Annotated in this window: 15 protein-coding genes; 4 read left to right on the top strand and 11 right to left on the bottom strand. The window is 32.1% G+C overall.

What is annotated here, in order from left to right; genetic code table 11:
* Nucleotides 1-14: 14 nt before the first annotated feature.
* The 3 genes from BP92_RS0101355 (at nt 15) to aat (ending at nt 2011) form a co-directional block, all read left to right on the top strand.
* On the top strand, nt 15-890 hold the full coding sequence (locus tag BP92_RS0101355; protein ID WP_026724392.1) for a flavin reductase family protein: 876 nt from the start codon (nt 15-17) through the stop codon (nt 888-890).
* Between the two features lie 11 nt (nt 891-901).
* Nucleotides 902-1282, top strand: a complete 381-nt coding sequence (locus BP92_RS0101350) for a DUF3127 domain-containing protein (protein ID WP_026724391.1) — start codon at nt 902-904, stop codon at nt 1280-1282.
* A 93-nt stretch (nt 1283-1375) separates the two neighbouring features.
* Nucleotides 1376-2011, top strand: a complete 636-nt coding sequence (aat, locus tag BP92_RS0101345; protein WP_026724390.1) for a leucyl/phenylalanyl-tRNA--protein transferase — start codon at nt 1376-1378, stop codon at nt 2009-2011.
* On the opposite strand, the gene BP92_RS0101340 is transcribed toward aat, so the two are convergent.
* The 8 genes from BP92_RS0101340 to rplM form a co-directional block, all read right to left on the bottom strand.
* Complete coding sequence (locus tag BP92_RS0101340) at nt 2008-2220, bottom strand: VF530 family protein (protein ID WP_026724389.1); 213 nt, start codon at nt 2218-2220, stop codon at nt 2008-2010. The genes aat and BP92_RS0101340 overlap by 4 nt on opposite strands.
* A gap of 3 nt (nt 2221-2223) precedes the next feature.
* A complete protein-coding gene (locus BP92_RS0101335; protein ID WP_026724388.1) occupies nt 2224-2784 on the bottom strand; it encodes a DNA-3-methyladenine glycosylase I in 561 nt (186 codons plus the stop codon).
* Nucleotides 2774-3427, bottom strand: a complete 654-nt coding sequence (locus tag BP92_RS0101330; protein ID WP_026724387.1) for a queuosine precursor transporter — start codon at nt 3425-3427, stop codon at nt 2774-2776. Before BP92_RS0101330 ends, BP92_RS0101335 begins: the two co-directional genes overlap by 11 nt.
* A gap of 1 nt (nt 3428) precedes the next feature.
* A complete protein-coding gene (locus BP92_RS0101325) occupies nt 3429-7136 on the bottom strand; it encodes a TraB/GumN family protein (protein WP_026724386.1) in 3708 nt (1235 codons plus the stop codon).
* A gap of 108 nt (nt 7137-7244) precedes the next feature.
* Nucleotides 7245-8066: a translation elongation factor Ts gene (tsf, locus tag BP92_RS0101320; protein ID WP_026724385.1), complete on the bottom strand. Its 822-nt coding sequence runs from the start codon at nt 8064-8066 to the stop codon at nt 7245-7247.
* A gap of 138 nt (nt 8067-8204) precedes the next feature.
* Nucleotides 8205-8966 carry a 30S ribosomal protein S2 gene (gene rpsB, locus BP92_RS0101315; RefSeq protein ID WP_008256012.1) on the bottom strand — a complete coding sequence of 254 codons (762 nt, stop codon included), beginning with the start codon at nt 8964-8966 and terminating at the stop codon, nt 8205-8207.
* A gap of 187 nt (nt 8967-9153) precedes the next feature.
* A complete protein-coding gene (gene rpsI / locus BP92_RS0101310) occupies nt 9154-9540 on the bottom strand; it encodes a 30S ribosomal protein S9 (protein WP_008256015.1) in 387 nt (128 codons plus the stop codon).
* Entirely contained in the window at nt 9540-9995 is a 456-nt protein-coding gene (rplM, locus tag BP92_RS0101305; protein ID WP_026724384.1) for a 50S ribosomal protein L13, read from the bottom strand. Before rplM ends, rpsI begins: the two co-directional genes overlap by 1 nt.
* Nucleotides 9996-10192: 197 nt before the next feature.
* Between rplM and BP92_RS0101300 the strand changes: the two genes are divergently transcribed.
* Nucleotides 10193-11215 carry a LacI family DNA-binding transcriptional regulator gene (locus BP92_RS0101300; RefSeq protein ID WP_026724383.1) on the top strand — a complete coding sequence of 341 codons (1023 nt, stop codon included), beginning with the start codon at nt 10193-10195 and terminating at the stop codon, nt 11213-11215.
* Here the strand turns inward: BP92_RS0101300 and BP92_RS0101295 are convergent.
* From BP92_RS0101295 to BP92_RS0101285, 3 genes are read right to left on the bottom strand one after another with little or no spacing between them, the layout of a single operon-like run.
* Nucleotides 11210-11920, bottom strand: coding sequence for a nicotinamide mononucleotide transporter family protein (locus tag BP92_RS0101295; protein ID WP_026724382.1), 711 nt, complete (start codon nt 11918-11920; stop codon nt 11210-11212). The two genes, BP92_RS0101300 and BP92_RS0101295, sit on opposite strands and share 6 nt — an antisense overlap.
* A gap of 23 nt (nt 11921-11943) precedes the next feature.
* Entirely contained in the window at nt 11944-12330 is a 387-nt protein-coding gene (locus tag BP92_RS0101290) for a hypothetical protein (RefSeq protein WP_026724381.1), read from the bottom strand.
* Nucleotides 12331-12338: 8 nt separating this feature from the next.
* Nucleotides 12339-13706: a serine hydrolase domain-containing protein gene (locus BP92_RS0101285; RefSeq protein ID WP_051604341.1), complete on the bottom strand. Its 1368-nt coding sequence runs from the start codon at nt 13704-13706 to the stop codon at nt 12339-12341.
* Nucleotides 13707-13733 lie beyond the last annotated feature (27 nt).

Below are 13733 nucleotides of genomic sequence, written 5' to 3'. Positions count from 1 at the left end.
AAAAAAGTTTCAACATGTTAAGCATCGATCCAAAAGAAATAGCGCCAGCAAAATTACAAGGATATTTACAAAGTGCCGTAGCGCCAAGACCTATCGCTTTTGCCAGTACAATGGATAGTAATGGGAATCCAAATTTATCGCCATTTAGTTTCTTTAATGTATTCAGTTCTAATCCACCAATTTTAATTTTTTCACCTGCTAGACGTGTGCGAGATAATACTACAAAACACACGTTAATCAACGCTCAAAATACGAAAGAAGTTGTGATTAATGTTGTGAATTACGACATCGTAGAACAAATGTCATTATCTAGTACGGAATATCCAGATGGTGTAAATGAGTTTGAAAAAGCCGGATTTACTATGCTAAAATCAGATAAAGTAAAACCATTTCGTGTTGCTGAAAGTCCGGTGCAATTTGAATGTAAGATTAATGATGTGATTGCTTTAGGCGACCAAGGTGGTGCTGGAAATTTAGTAATTTGTGAAGTGGTAAAAATTCACATTAACGAAGCTATTTTAGATGCCAACGGAATGATTGACCAATACAAAATCGACTTGGTTGCCCGAATGGGAGCTAATTGGTACAGTCGCTCAAATGTAGGCATGTTTGAAGTTGAAAAACCACTAACTACTTTGGGAATTGGAGTAGATATGATTCCAGATTTCATCAAAGAAAGTGGTTATTTTACTGGAAATGATTTAGCAAGATTAGGAAATATAGAAAATATCCCAACCGAAGAAGAAATTGCTATATTTGTAAAAGAAAATTTTGAAGTCAAAGCGGTTTTAAGTGCGGATGATATGGACACAAAATTTCAAAAAGCGAAAGAGTATGTAGATAATGGAAGAGCAATTGATGCTTGGAAATTGTTATTAGCAAAAAAATAAATTTTAGTATTATGGAAGTTTTAGGAAGAGTAAAATTAATTAATCCTGTACAACAAGTAAGTGCATCTTTCAAAAAAAGAGAGCTTGTAGTGACTACAGAAGAGCAATATCCTCAACACATTTTGATTGAGTTTGCACAAGATAAAACAGATTTGTTAAACAATTATAATGTTGGAGAACAAGTTAAAGTGTCTATCAATTTAAGAGGAAGAGAATGGGTAAATCCACAAGGAGAAACTAAATATTTTAACTCTATCCAAGGTTGGAGAATAGAAAAAGTACAAGCAGAAGCTCCAGCGGCAGCACCTCAAATGCCACCAATGCCACCAGCAGCTGCTTTTGAACCTGCAACTAACTTTAACGAAGAAGAGCACGACGATTTACCTTTCTAAAATTTAGAAATTAGAGATTAGAAGTCAGAAGTTTTATAATTTCTGACTTTTTCTTTTTCTAAATTCTAATTTCTGAAGTCTAAATTTAAAAAGATGTATTTTTTAACCAAAGAATTATATTTTCCACCAATAGAAATGGCTTCTCCTGAAGGGATTATAGCTGTTGGAGGCGATTTATCACCAGAGCGATTACTTTTGGCTTATAAATCAGGAATATTTCCATGGTTTGAAGATGATGAACCTATTTTGTGGTGGAGTCCGCCAGAGCGGATGGTTTTGTTTTTTGAAGATTTGAAGATTTCAAAAAGCATGCGCAATATCATCAATCAAAGGAAATTTAAAGTTACTTTCAACACTGCTTTTAGAGACGTAATTCTAAACTGTAAAAAGATTTCTCGAAAAGACCAACAAGGCACCTGGATTACTGATAACATGGTAGAAGCCTATTGCAAATTACACGAATTAGGCATCGCAAAAAGTGTAGAAGTTTGGCAAGATGACAAACTAGTTGGTGGTTTGTATGGTGTTGATTTAGGTCATGTTTTTTGTGGCGAAAGTATGTTTTCAAAAGTACCAAATGCTAGTAAATTTGCTTTTATAGCCTTAGCAAAACAATTAGAATTAGCTAATTATCATTTGTTAGATTGCCAAGTCTACAACGATCATTTAGCAAGTTTAGGTTGTGTGGAAATTGAAAGAGAAGATTTTTTGATGGTGTTGAAAGGTTAAAACTTTGGCATTGTTCTTATATACAATTCCTCTACTTTTTTTCTTGCCCAATCGGTTTTTCTTAAAAATTTCAAACTAGAATTTACCGATGGATTTTCCTTAAAACAATTGATGTTTATAAGTTCTGCCAAAGTATCAAAACCATAAAAATCAACCAATTGTTCTACAATCGTTTTTAAAGATTTTCCGTGAAGTGGGTCGTTGCTCATTTTTTATTTTCTTGTGTGACAATCTACAACATGGTCATTCACCATTCCAGTAGCTTGCATATGGGCGTACATTACTGTAGAGCCTACAAATTTGAATCCGCGTTTTTTTAAATCTTTGCTCAAAGCATCTGAGATAGGAGTGGTGGCTTTGACTTCGCTTAAGGTTTTGGGTTTGTTATCAATAGGTTTTCCATCTACAAATCCCCAAATGTATTTAGAGAAACTTCCAAATTCTTCTCGCACTTTTATAAACGCTTGCGCATTGGTAACCGTAGCTTTAATCTTTAATTTGTTTCGAATAATTCCAGCATCTTCTGCTAATGCATCCATTTTGTCTTCCGAATAATTCGCTATTTTCATTAAATCGAAATTGTCAAATGCTTTTCTGAAATTTTCTCTTTTGGCTAAAACAGTATACCAACTCAATCCTGCTTGAAACGTTTCTAAAATCAAAAATTCGAAGATGATTTCATCGTCATAAACGGGTTTTCCCCATTCGTTATCGTGATAATTTCTATATAAATCGTCTTTTTCGCACCAAGCGCAACGGGTTTTATTTTCCATCTTTTGCTAAATATTTTTCTATTAAATAATGACCTAGATAGATTAAAGGTGTTAATCCAATAGCAATTAATAATTTTACTGTGTAACCTGTTAATGCAGATGCAATAAACATTTTAGTATCGATTTTTCCCGGTAACCAAAAGGCAATTCCGAGTACAATGAAACTATCGAAAAGTTGCGAAATTACAGTTGAACCCGTACTTCTTAGCCAAATCATCTTTTTTCCTGTTCGGTTTTTGACAAAATGAAAGATTGTAACGTCAATTAATTGAGAAACTAAAAAAGCCGTAATACTTCCCACAATAATCCACATACTTTGCCCAAAAACAGCAGTGAATTGTTCGTCGGTTATTAAACCATTTCCTTTTACTGCTGGAATTTGAAGTCCAATTAGTAATAAGAAAAAGGTGTAGGCAATCAATCCAGCTGTTATAAAAGATAGTTTCTTTACTCCTTTTTCTCCAAAATATTCATTGATTAAATCGGTTGTGATGAAAACTATTGGCCAAGGTAAAATCCCCAAACTCATGACTACATCGCCAATATATATTAGTTTTCCTCCAATTAATTCTGCTACTAAAGCATTGGTAATGAAAATTCCAGCTAATACAACGTAGATGATATCTTTTCTTCTTTGAAACATATTAATATTCTTCTAAATAATCTTCAACAGAAAATTGATTTCCGTTTTTAAGTTTGCCATAAGAGGCTCTTCTATGATTATCGTTTAACGATTCGTCAATCATGCATTTAATTATTGCATCAATTTCTTTTTCTTCTAAATAGGTTTTAGCATTTAATTTACAATATTCTTTTATATTGATTTTTCCATTTTCTGTTATAAATGCAATGCCACTAATTTTTTGTTGATTGGTATTGTATGAATTCTCTTCGATGTTGATTTTCTTGAAGAAGAAGTACGTGATTTTTTTACCATTAAATTTAATATCCTTAGTATCATAGAAGGACAATGAGTCTTTTTCCTTATCGATGTCTTCAAAGTAAATATCGGCAGCCATGGCAATAGTTTTTGCGTCATATTTTGTTAAATACGAATTTTGCTTCATGTGATGCAGCATTAAAAACCCTTTAAACTGAATTTTCTCATTTTCAAGAACGCTATCCATTGTTTGAGAATCAACTTGATTGGTTTTTTCCAATTGTACTTCTGCAAATGCTAAATCCAATTCTTCAATTCTTAAATCGGTTGCCTTTTTAAATAATTCTGACACATCTTTTTCGGCCTTAAACGGATATAAAATTGTGTAATAACTTATAAAATCTTCTATTGGAGCTTCATCTTTTTCATAGTATTCGTCCTCGTCTTTATTTTTAAAGTTTTGTTTGCTTTTCCAGCTAGCTAATCGTTTGTATTCTAGTTTTGCATTGGTTAAAATCATTTTTTTGTACGATTTTAATTTTTTTGCATTGCCGTGATTTTTTATCAAAAGCTGACGTGTAAAAGATACAATAGGCTCATGGAACTCTTTAATACTGTAATATTGAAAAATATTTGGAAACAAAACCTGACTGTTTTCTAAGTCTTCTTCAAAATGATTAAAAAGTTCGATAATTTCATATTCATTATCTGAAATAGGCAAATCATATTCTAATAGTTCTTGTATTTTCTTATATGCTTCTTTACTTTTTTGAAAGGTTAACGCTCTTAAAACAGCAAATTGAATAACCGTATTTGTATTTTCTTTCTTGTAAGCATTTTCTAAATAGGTAATAACTTCAGGTGATTTAATTCGTCCTAATTTTTCATATAATTCCCCAAGAATTTCAGTTTCATCATCTCTAAATTTAAAAGTATTTAAGAAGGTTTTAAACTTTGGGAAATCTTCTTTTTCTATCGTTAAATAATCAATCGATTTTAAGGCAGAATAACGAATGCTATCGTGCTTACTTCTAACATCGCTTAAAAATAAGTCCATTTTATTTTCTAAAATGTTCTCTGTTTTTTTGTTTTGTAAAGTAATAGAATGGAATGTTTTTTCTACAAAAGGATCTTTGTTATCATAGTTTTTAGAAACCAATGTAGATAGCTCATAAATGGTATTTCCATTCAGTAATAATTTGTATTTAATAGCTTGTTTTGAACTTGGTTTTGAAACCATTGCTTCAAAAGTATGTACATTTTTATCTTTGTCGTAACTAATTTTTTCGTCAATAATTTTTAGTTGTTCATCTTTTGGGAATAGTTTTTTATCCCAATCTGAAAACATATAATCAGAAGCTAAATTAAGGTCTTCTTCAACAATTGGTACTTCAATTACTTCGTTATCACCTTCAATATCTGCAGGGGTTTCATTTGCAGTTACATCACCTATGATTTGTTTACGATAATTTTTCCAAATAGAATCTATTGATTTTTCAGTCTCATAACGATGATATTTGTAATAGTTAAGTTGTATTATTGAACCATTACTTCCTAAAAATTGATAGTTTTTAGATTGTGTCGTAAAATGATTTTTCTTTTTGCTACCGTTTTGAAGTTCTCTTTCCACTAAGAAGTCTAAGTGCTCGTTTTGTTTTTCAGGAATTTCAATACTAAAATGATTCGTTGTATCACGGAATATTCTATAACTTTCAGATTCTAATGAAGGTTTAATTTCAAATGAATCGAAAAAATGTTTGGTATCTGCATCTTCTGCATTAACTGTTCCTAAAAGGTAATATTTATTGCCGTTTAATTGCGATTTTAGTTGAATCTCTCTGTTTTCAATACTCGATTTTGAAAAGAAAGCAATTCGTTCTTTATTGAATTTAGTTTGGGTAGAATCTAATTCGTGTTGGGCGTAAAATTCTTGGTGGATTCGTTTTAATTCGTATTCTGAATTTTCTAAATTATCAATTTCAGAAAGTGTTTTTTCGATTAAAAAGTAAAAGCTTTTTTTCTTTTCATCTAAAGCCGTAATAGCAATGTCGGAGTTGTCTTTGCCGTTGTTTTTGTTTCCAGTGTAAGTATTGTAAGCCGGAACTTGAATTTCAAAATTTCCTTTTATTGGACTAATTTTTTCCCAAGTGTTTTTGCTGTTTTTTATCTCGATTTTAGAAAAAATATCCTCTTCAAAGCGTCTTACATAATCACCTTCGCCACCCATAATTACTGTGATAATTTCTAGTGGCGTAATGTAATAGCGATAACGTTGCGCGTTGCCTGTTTTGGTTTTACTTTTAATATCGTAGACCCAATAATTTTTTTCTTGAAATGATTTTTTTTCTAGTATATCCCCTGGAATATTTTCATAGAACAAACTGTCTAAAGTTTTGATATTGAATGTTTTATTTTTCTTGTTCAAGAAGTCATTTAGGAGTTTTCTTTTTACGTTTACATAACCACCATTTACTAAGTCGGGCGATTCTAAATCTTCGCCGTTTTCAAGTACAATTTCAAATAAAGGCAAGGAAATCATACCGTCTGCCGTTGCTCTATTTTTTAATTCAGGTTTGGTAAAGTATTCTTCAATTTGTTTTTTGGCTGCTTTTCCTTTTTCGGTATAATTGCCAAAAACGGGTGTGACCTTATACCCTTTAGCGCGAAGTAATTCGATAACACCTTTTGGTCCTGGCAAGTGAGCCGCTCCAATGGCACTGAATAAACTTCCAGTTTTCATAATTGAATCCATGTTCTTAACCATTTCTATGTTTCGGTCAAAAAGCATGGCTTTTAAAAATGATTTTGGTGAGCTTAACATGGTTAATGAATCAATCATGTCTAGGTCTTTTTCTCTGTAATAATCGTTAAGTGCTTGGTCGTATGATTTGTTTTTTAATAATTTTAAAATAGCTTGACGATTTTTATCTACTTCGCTTTCATCCATTTTTGCTTGCGCCATCATGATGTTTAAAGTCGATTGCTTTACGTCTTCTAAACCAACAGTTCTTTTGTTGTATTTTCTACCTGTTCTGTAGATAAACATATCTAGATAGGTTTCTTCTTGATAGTCTTTTTGCGCTTCGTTTGTTCGTGTAAGAAGGCTTATTAAGTTGTAATTGCTGCTTCTGAAAAGTGGATATAAATTATCTTTTTCAATAGGTTGAATATAAAAATTAGTATAAAATTTACCTTGATTGGCATACTGACTGTAAAAGCTAAACAAATCGAAAAGCGTTGTCCAAGTTCCTGGTTCACTCTCATTTGCAATGATATCGGCTTCTTGAAGATGTTTAAAAAAATTATCCGATAAATGATACGAAACTTTATCACTTACGTGCATAGAACCGTAAACGTATGATTTTTTTTGCAAACCATTACCGCTAATCTCCCACAATAAACTTTGGTATTTTTTTTCTTGAGCAAATAATGAAGCTGATACAAGGGCAAATAGAAGAGCAATTTTTTTCAAAGCTATTTTCTTTTTTCGTTTACCCCAAATATACAGTATTTTAAAAAGAAAAAAACCTTAACTCTTGTTAAAGAATTAAGGTTTTGTATTTATTAGTTTAGAATAGGATTATCCTAAAGCAACTCTACTAAATCCAGTAACAGTTAAGTTTGCGTCTACAGATTTAATGTAAGCAGCAACACTCATAGAACTGTCTTTGATATAATCTTGGTTTACTAAAGTATTGTCTTTGTAGAAACGTTGGATTTTTCCTTTAGAAATGTTGTCTAACATTGCTTCTGGTTTACCTTCAGCTCTTAATTGCTCTTTAGCGATTTCGATTTCTTTTTCAATGATTGCAGCATCAACACCAGCTTCGTTTAAAGCAATTGGGTTCATAGCAGCAGCTTGCATTGCAACGTTTTTAGCAGCTTCGTCAGCACCAGCAACGTTAGCAGATAAAGCTACTAAAGTAGCAATTTTACCAGCGTGGATGTAAGATCCTACGAATGCACCTTCTAATCTTTCAAAAGCACCGATTTCGATTTTTTCTCCGATAACTCCTGTTTGCTCGATTAATTTCTCAGCAACAGTAATTCCGTTGAAATCAGAAGCTAATAATTCTTCTTTAGTAGCGAAGTTTAATGCTTGGTTAGCTAAATCGTTTGCTAATTTTACGAATGCTTCATTTTTACCTACGAAGTCAGTTTCACAGTTTAAAGTGATTGCAACTCCCGCAGTATTATCAGCATTGATAACAGCAACAGCAGCTCCTTCAGTAGATTCTCTATCTGAACGGTTAGCAGCTACTTTTTGACCTTTTTTTCTTAAGTTTTCGATAGCTAAATCGAAATCTCCTTCTGCTTCCACTAATGCTTTCTTGCAATCCATCATTCCAGCACCAGTGATAGTTCTTAATTTATTTACGTCTGCAGCAGTAATATTTGCCATTTTGTATTTTTTTTATTTGTTGTTTATAAAAGTAAAAAATCCCAATTACTAAATCCCAAATTCCAATTTTACTAAATTGCTAACGAATGGTTAGAACAAGTTTGGAATTTGGAATTTAATTCTTGGAATTTAATTTATTTATGCTTCAGTTTCGGTAGCAGGAGCTTCAGTAGCTTCTACTTCTTTAGCTGGTAATTCGTCTTTTTCAACTTTTCTATCAGAAAGACCTTCGATTAAAGCAGCAGATACTAAAGATAAAACTTTATCAATAGATTTAGAAGCATCATCATTAGCAGGAATTACGAAATCAATTGGACGTGGATCCGAGTTCGTATCTACCATTGCGAAAACTGGAATGTTTAATTTTTGTGCTTCTTTAATTGCAATATGCTCAGCTTTAACGTCTACTACAAAAAGAGCTGCTGGAAGTCTAGACATGTCAGCAATAGAACCTAAGTTTTTCTCTAATTTAGCACGTAAACGATCTACTTGTAATCTTTCTTTTTTAGATAAAGTCATGAAAGTACCGTCTTTCTTCATTCTATCAATAGAAGCCATTTTTTTAACAGCTTTACGGATAGTTACGAAGTTAGTTAACATACCACCTGGCCATCTTTCAGTGATGTAAGGCATGTTACATGCAGCTGCTTTCTCAGCAACGATATCTTTTGCTTGTTTTTTGGTAGCAACGAATAATACTTTTCTACCAGATGCAGCGATTTTTTTCAAAGCTTCGTTAGCTTCTTCAATTTTAGCTGCAGTTTTATATAGGTTAATGATATGAATACCATTACGCTCCATATAAATGTAAGGAGCCATGTTTGGATCCCATTTACGAGTCATGTGTCCGAAATGTACACCTGCTTCTAATAACTCTTTAACGTCAATTTTGTTTGCCATTGTGTAATAGTTTACGTTCCGTGATTAGCAATGTTCCGTTGGGCTTTAAGCTTTAAGCTTTAGGCTTTAGGCTTCATTTAGATGCTAAACTAATTCCCTTTTTACAAGGAATATCGACAACTTTGTTTTTAATTCAATTTTAATTGTAAAAATAAATCTGAAAATATATTCTGATAAATATCGAATATTAACGTTTCGAGAATTGGAATCTCTTACGTGCTTTTTTCTGACCGAATTTTTTACGTTCAACCATTCTAGGATCTCTTGTTAATAATCCTTCTGGTTTAAGGATAGCTCTGTTTTCAGCCTCAACTTCACACATTGCTCTTGCAATAGCCATTCTCACAGCTTCTGCTTGTCCTGTCGAACCACCACCATATACGTTTACTTTAACGTCAAAGTTTGATGCATTTTCTGTCATAGACATTGGTTGCATAACTTTGTACTGTAAAGTTGCAGTTGGGAAGTAGTTAGTGAATTCTCTTTTGTTTACAGTGATTTTACCTGTTCCTTCTGAAACATAAACACGTGCAACAGCGCATTTTCTTCTACCGATTTTGTGAATAACTCCCATTACTTAAGATCGTTTAGGTTAACGGTTTTAGGTGATTGAGCCGCGTGTTTGTGCTCAGAACCTACATATACATTTAAATTGCGGAATAATTCAGCACCTAATTTGTTTTTAGGTAACATTCCTTTGATAGCTTTTTCTACTAATAATGCAGGGTTTTTTTGTTGCATTACTCTAGCAGTTAAACTTCTTTGACCTCCTGGGTAACCTGTGTGTCTGATGTACGTTTTGTCATCTAACTTGTTACCAGTAAGGTTGATTTTTTCTGCGTTGATAACAATTACGTTATCCCCACAATCAACGTGCGGTGTATAACTTGGCTTGTATTTACCTCTTAAAAGCATCGCTACTTTTGTAGATAAACGACCTAAGTTATGCCCTTCAGCGTCCACAACAATCCACTGCTTGTCTGCAGTTGCTTTGTTGGCTGATACTGTTTTGTAGCTTAATGTGTTCACAATAATTAATTTAAATTAAACATTCCATTCCCAATAAAGGGAGTGCAAAAGTACAATTATTTATTAGAATTGCAAACCCCTAATGTAAAATATTATTTTTTCTAAATCGTTACACATCACATCTTTATCTAAAATTCATTTGAAGTTGTTTTTTTAAATACGAGAAATACACTATTTTTACCTCTTAACTTTTACGTATGAAAGCAAAAGCAACTCTAAAACAGATTGCCCAAGAATTTGGGGTATCCATATCTACTGTATCAAAAGCACTTAGTGATAGTCCTGAAATTAGCGAAGCTACCAAAATAAAAATTCAAGAGTATGCCGCTTTGCAGAATTACAAACCTAATAGTATTGCGAAGAATCTAAAAAATCAGCGTACCAATACTATAGGAGTAATTATACCTAATATATTGAATCCTTTTTTTGCAAAAGTGTTCAGTGGAATTGAAAAAGTAGCGTTGGAAAAAGGATATAACGTGATTACCGGAATTTCCAATGAATCTTTCAATAAAGAGCAACAAGTAATGGATATGTTAAATAATGGAACTATTGATGGTTTTATTGTGGCCATTGCCGAAGAAACGCAATCTTTAAAAGAATACAAACATTTTAAAGATATTATGAATAGCGGAACGCCTATCGTAATGTTTGATAGAGTAGCCGATGGTATTAATTGTGATAAAGTAGTGGTAGATGATTTTGATTCCGCTTATCATGCTACGACTCATTTGATTAAATTAGGAAGTAAAAAAATCGCCTTGCTCTCTATTGTAAATAATTTGAGTGTTGGAAAATTACGTTTTGAAGGCTATAAAAAAGCCCTCACAGATGCTAACATGTCAATTGACGAAGATTTGATTATTCTTGAAACTGCTATTGAAGATTTTGATGTAAAACTACAAACCTTAATTTCTTCTAAAAAAATGGATGCTGTTTTTGCATTAGACGAACACAGTTCCACCATGACGATGCGAATGGCTCTAAAACAAGGAATCAAAATTCCTGAAGAATTAAATATTATTGGTTTTGCTGATGGTGTTTGGTCAAGACGATTAACGCCGAGTTTATCAACCGTGAGTCAACACGCGCCAGAAATTGGAGCCAAAGCAGCGGAGTTATTAATCCATAAACTAAATTCTAAAGACGAGTTTTACCAACCGCAAACGGTAGTAATTAAAACAGAGTTGCGTCAGAGAGAATCTACGAGGAAACTATAGTTGTTTCGCTTTATCATCTTTCCAAGTGATGTAACCTAAAATCGCATTAAACATATAAAACACATATTTTGCTGTGTTGGCAATGTTCATCAGCATTACATTTTGTACAATTTTGAATAAATTATACACTTGCCAATTGATCCAATTATCAGGATACATTCTTCCTATATTAAAGGTGCCGCCAAAACTAATTCCAGCCGGAATAGCTATGGCGAAGAATAATTTCCAATCAATCGCTTTGTCTGAAAAGGTAGTGAAAGCAATGTAATTCAATACTAACGAAAGCAGTAAGCCAATTGCCATATTTCGGAAAAAGATACCGTCAATAGCATTCAAATATTGTTTCTTTTTCCAAATTCGGAACGCAAAATAGTTTCCAAAAAACGAAACGGGATACGTTAAAATCGCACCAATATTTCCTAAAAGATAATCGATACTTCCGCTTAATAAGGTGTTACAAGTACTGATTAAATTCCCAATATTGTTTTTCTTGGTAACCAATCGTGTTGCCATCATCGATAAGCAAGTGTTTAGAATGGAAAAATAACCCAAGTAAAACGAGTAATTCTTTCCGTTAAAACTAAAATCGTACGTAGTTTTGTAATATTCTAAATACACTGAAACGCCCACCACCAAAACCACTCCAATGATATCGAGATATTTGCTATTGGTAATGCTTTTGATGGTAGCGATGGTGTTTTGCATATTGTTTTATTAAGCTTGAGTTTTTATTTATTAGCTTTTAAGAATATTTTTATTTTTTGATTTTCGGGATTTTCTAATTCTAGAATACAATTGTTCTCAGAATATGAAATTACTTTTAATTCCATATTAAATCTATTTTTTTCGTCTACTACAAGCAGAATTCCTTTTGATTTATCAAATTTCCAAGTTCCTTTTTGCGAAATCCCATTATTTATAGATTCTGATTTATACTCTTTTGTAAAAATCATTTTATCATTTTCATGTCCAGATTTTGGCGGAAATTTTGTACCATTTATTTCATAGTTCTCAAGAATCCATTCATTAACAATATAATCTTCAAACTTGTCAAAATTCTGTGATTTCACAAAGTTAGAAGATAGAATAATTAGGAAAGTAAATAGTAATTTCATTTTTTTAACTATTCTTTTGTAAAGTTAAATTTCATTCCACCTTGAATTAGCACAAATGACTTATCTCCAAAAACCATTTCAATTCCAGCTGCTGCAAAAACAAAAGTGGTTTCTTCTTTAAATGTCAATGGAAAAGCACCTTGTCCAGTAGCTTGAGCAAACAATTCGCCATTTTTTTCAGAAACTGTGATTTTTATTTGTAAATCTTTTGACGCATAAGTTCCTATGAATTTTGCTAATTCTGCTTTATCCATCTTCATGAACTTTGGAAATGGGAACGGCATTTTATAATAAATACTTAAAATTCCAATGATAATATCGTTTTGTACAAAATTATCGCCATTTGAAATTAAAGAAAAACTTAATTTTTCGGTTGGATAATAGCCTAACATCGAGCTGAAATTCTCAATTCTTCCACCATGACCATAAAAACGTCTTTCGCCAAATGGAAACTGAATTAAAGCTTTTCCGTAACCTTCTTTAATTTCTTTCATTTGGTCTAAAGAAGTTGGGCTAACCAATTTTCCATTGAAAAGTGCATAAATAAACTTCGTTAAATCAGCAGTAGTTGATGTAATTCCGCCAGAAGCAAACGCTATCGAATTGTTGTTTTCTAACGATTTCACCCAATTGGTCCCATCAAAATAATAGGAATAACTTTCTTTATTTGCTGTATTTGTTGCTTCTTCTTTATAGTATGTAGTTGGAACGAAAACTTTATTATTGACTGCGCCTTTAGCGGTCATTTCGGTTTTGTTTTCGTACGTTCCTAATTCAGCTTTTTTAACGATTCGATTTTGTAAATTTTCAGCGTAGGATTTTTTAGTTAACTTTTCAATAATACAGCCTAAAATAAAAAAGTTTGAATTGCTATATTGATATTTACTTCCAGGCTCAAAAACAGGTTTGTAAGATGTAATTACTTTTAAAATATCTTCTTTCGAATGTTTTTTATCTAACACTTTATGAAAAGTAGAATCTTGGTTTATGTAATCAACAATTCCTGTTCTGTGGTGTAATAAATCGTAAATTGAGATTTTATCAGCATTCTTAACTTTTGGATAAAAACGATTCAATTTGGTTTGCAAAGTCAACTTTTTCTCTTCTATCAATTGCATTACCATTACGGCCGTAAAAGTTTTTGAAATAGAACCAATTTTGTAACGTGTAAAACGATCAGCTTTAATATTTTTTTCAATATCAGCATAACCATACGCTTTATTAAAAACCACATTTTCTCCTTCGCGAATGGTTAACGAACCCATGAATTTGTTGTTTTCATGTAAATAGTTCAACAAACTATCCATTCGTGTGAATTTATCTTGAGCGAAAGTGAAGCTCGAAAAAGCAAATAATAAGAGAAGTAATTTTTTCATAATATTCTGTTTTCCAAATTAGTAGTT

Origin of the sequence: Flavobacterium sasangense DSM 21067, from assembly GCF_000686885.1 — a bacterium.
Lineage (GTDB): Bacteria > Bacteroidota > Bacteroidia > Flavobacteriales > Flavobacteriaceae > Flavobacterium > Flavobacterium sasangense.
The sequence above is the reverse complement of the archived record's forward strand: the minus strand, read 5'-3'. Positions and strand labels throughout refer to the sequence as shown.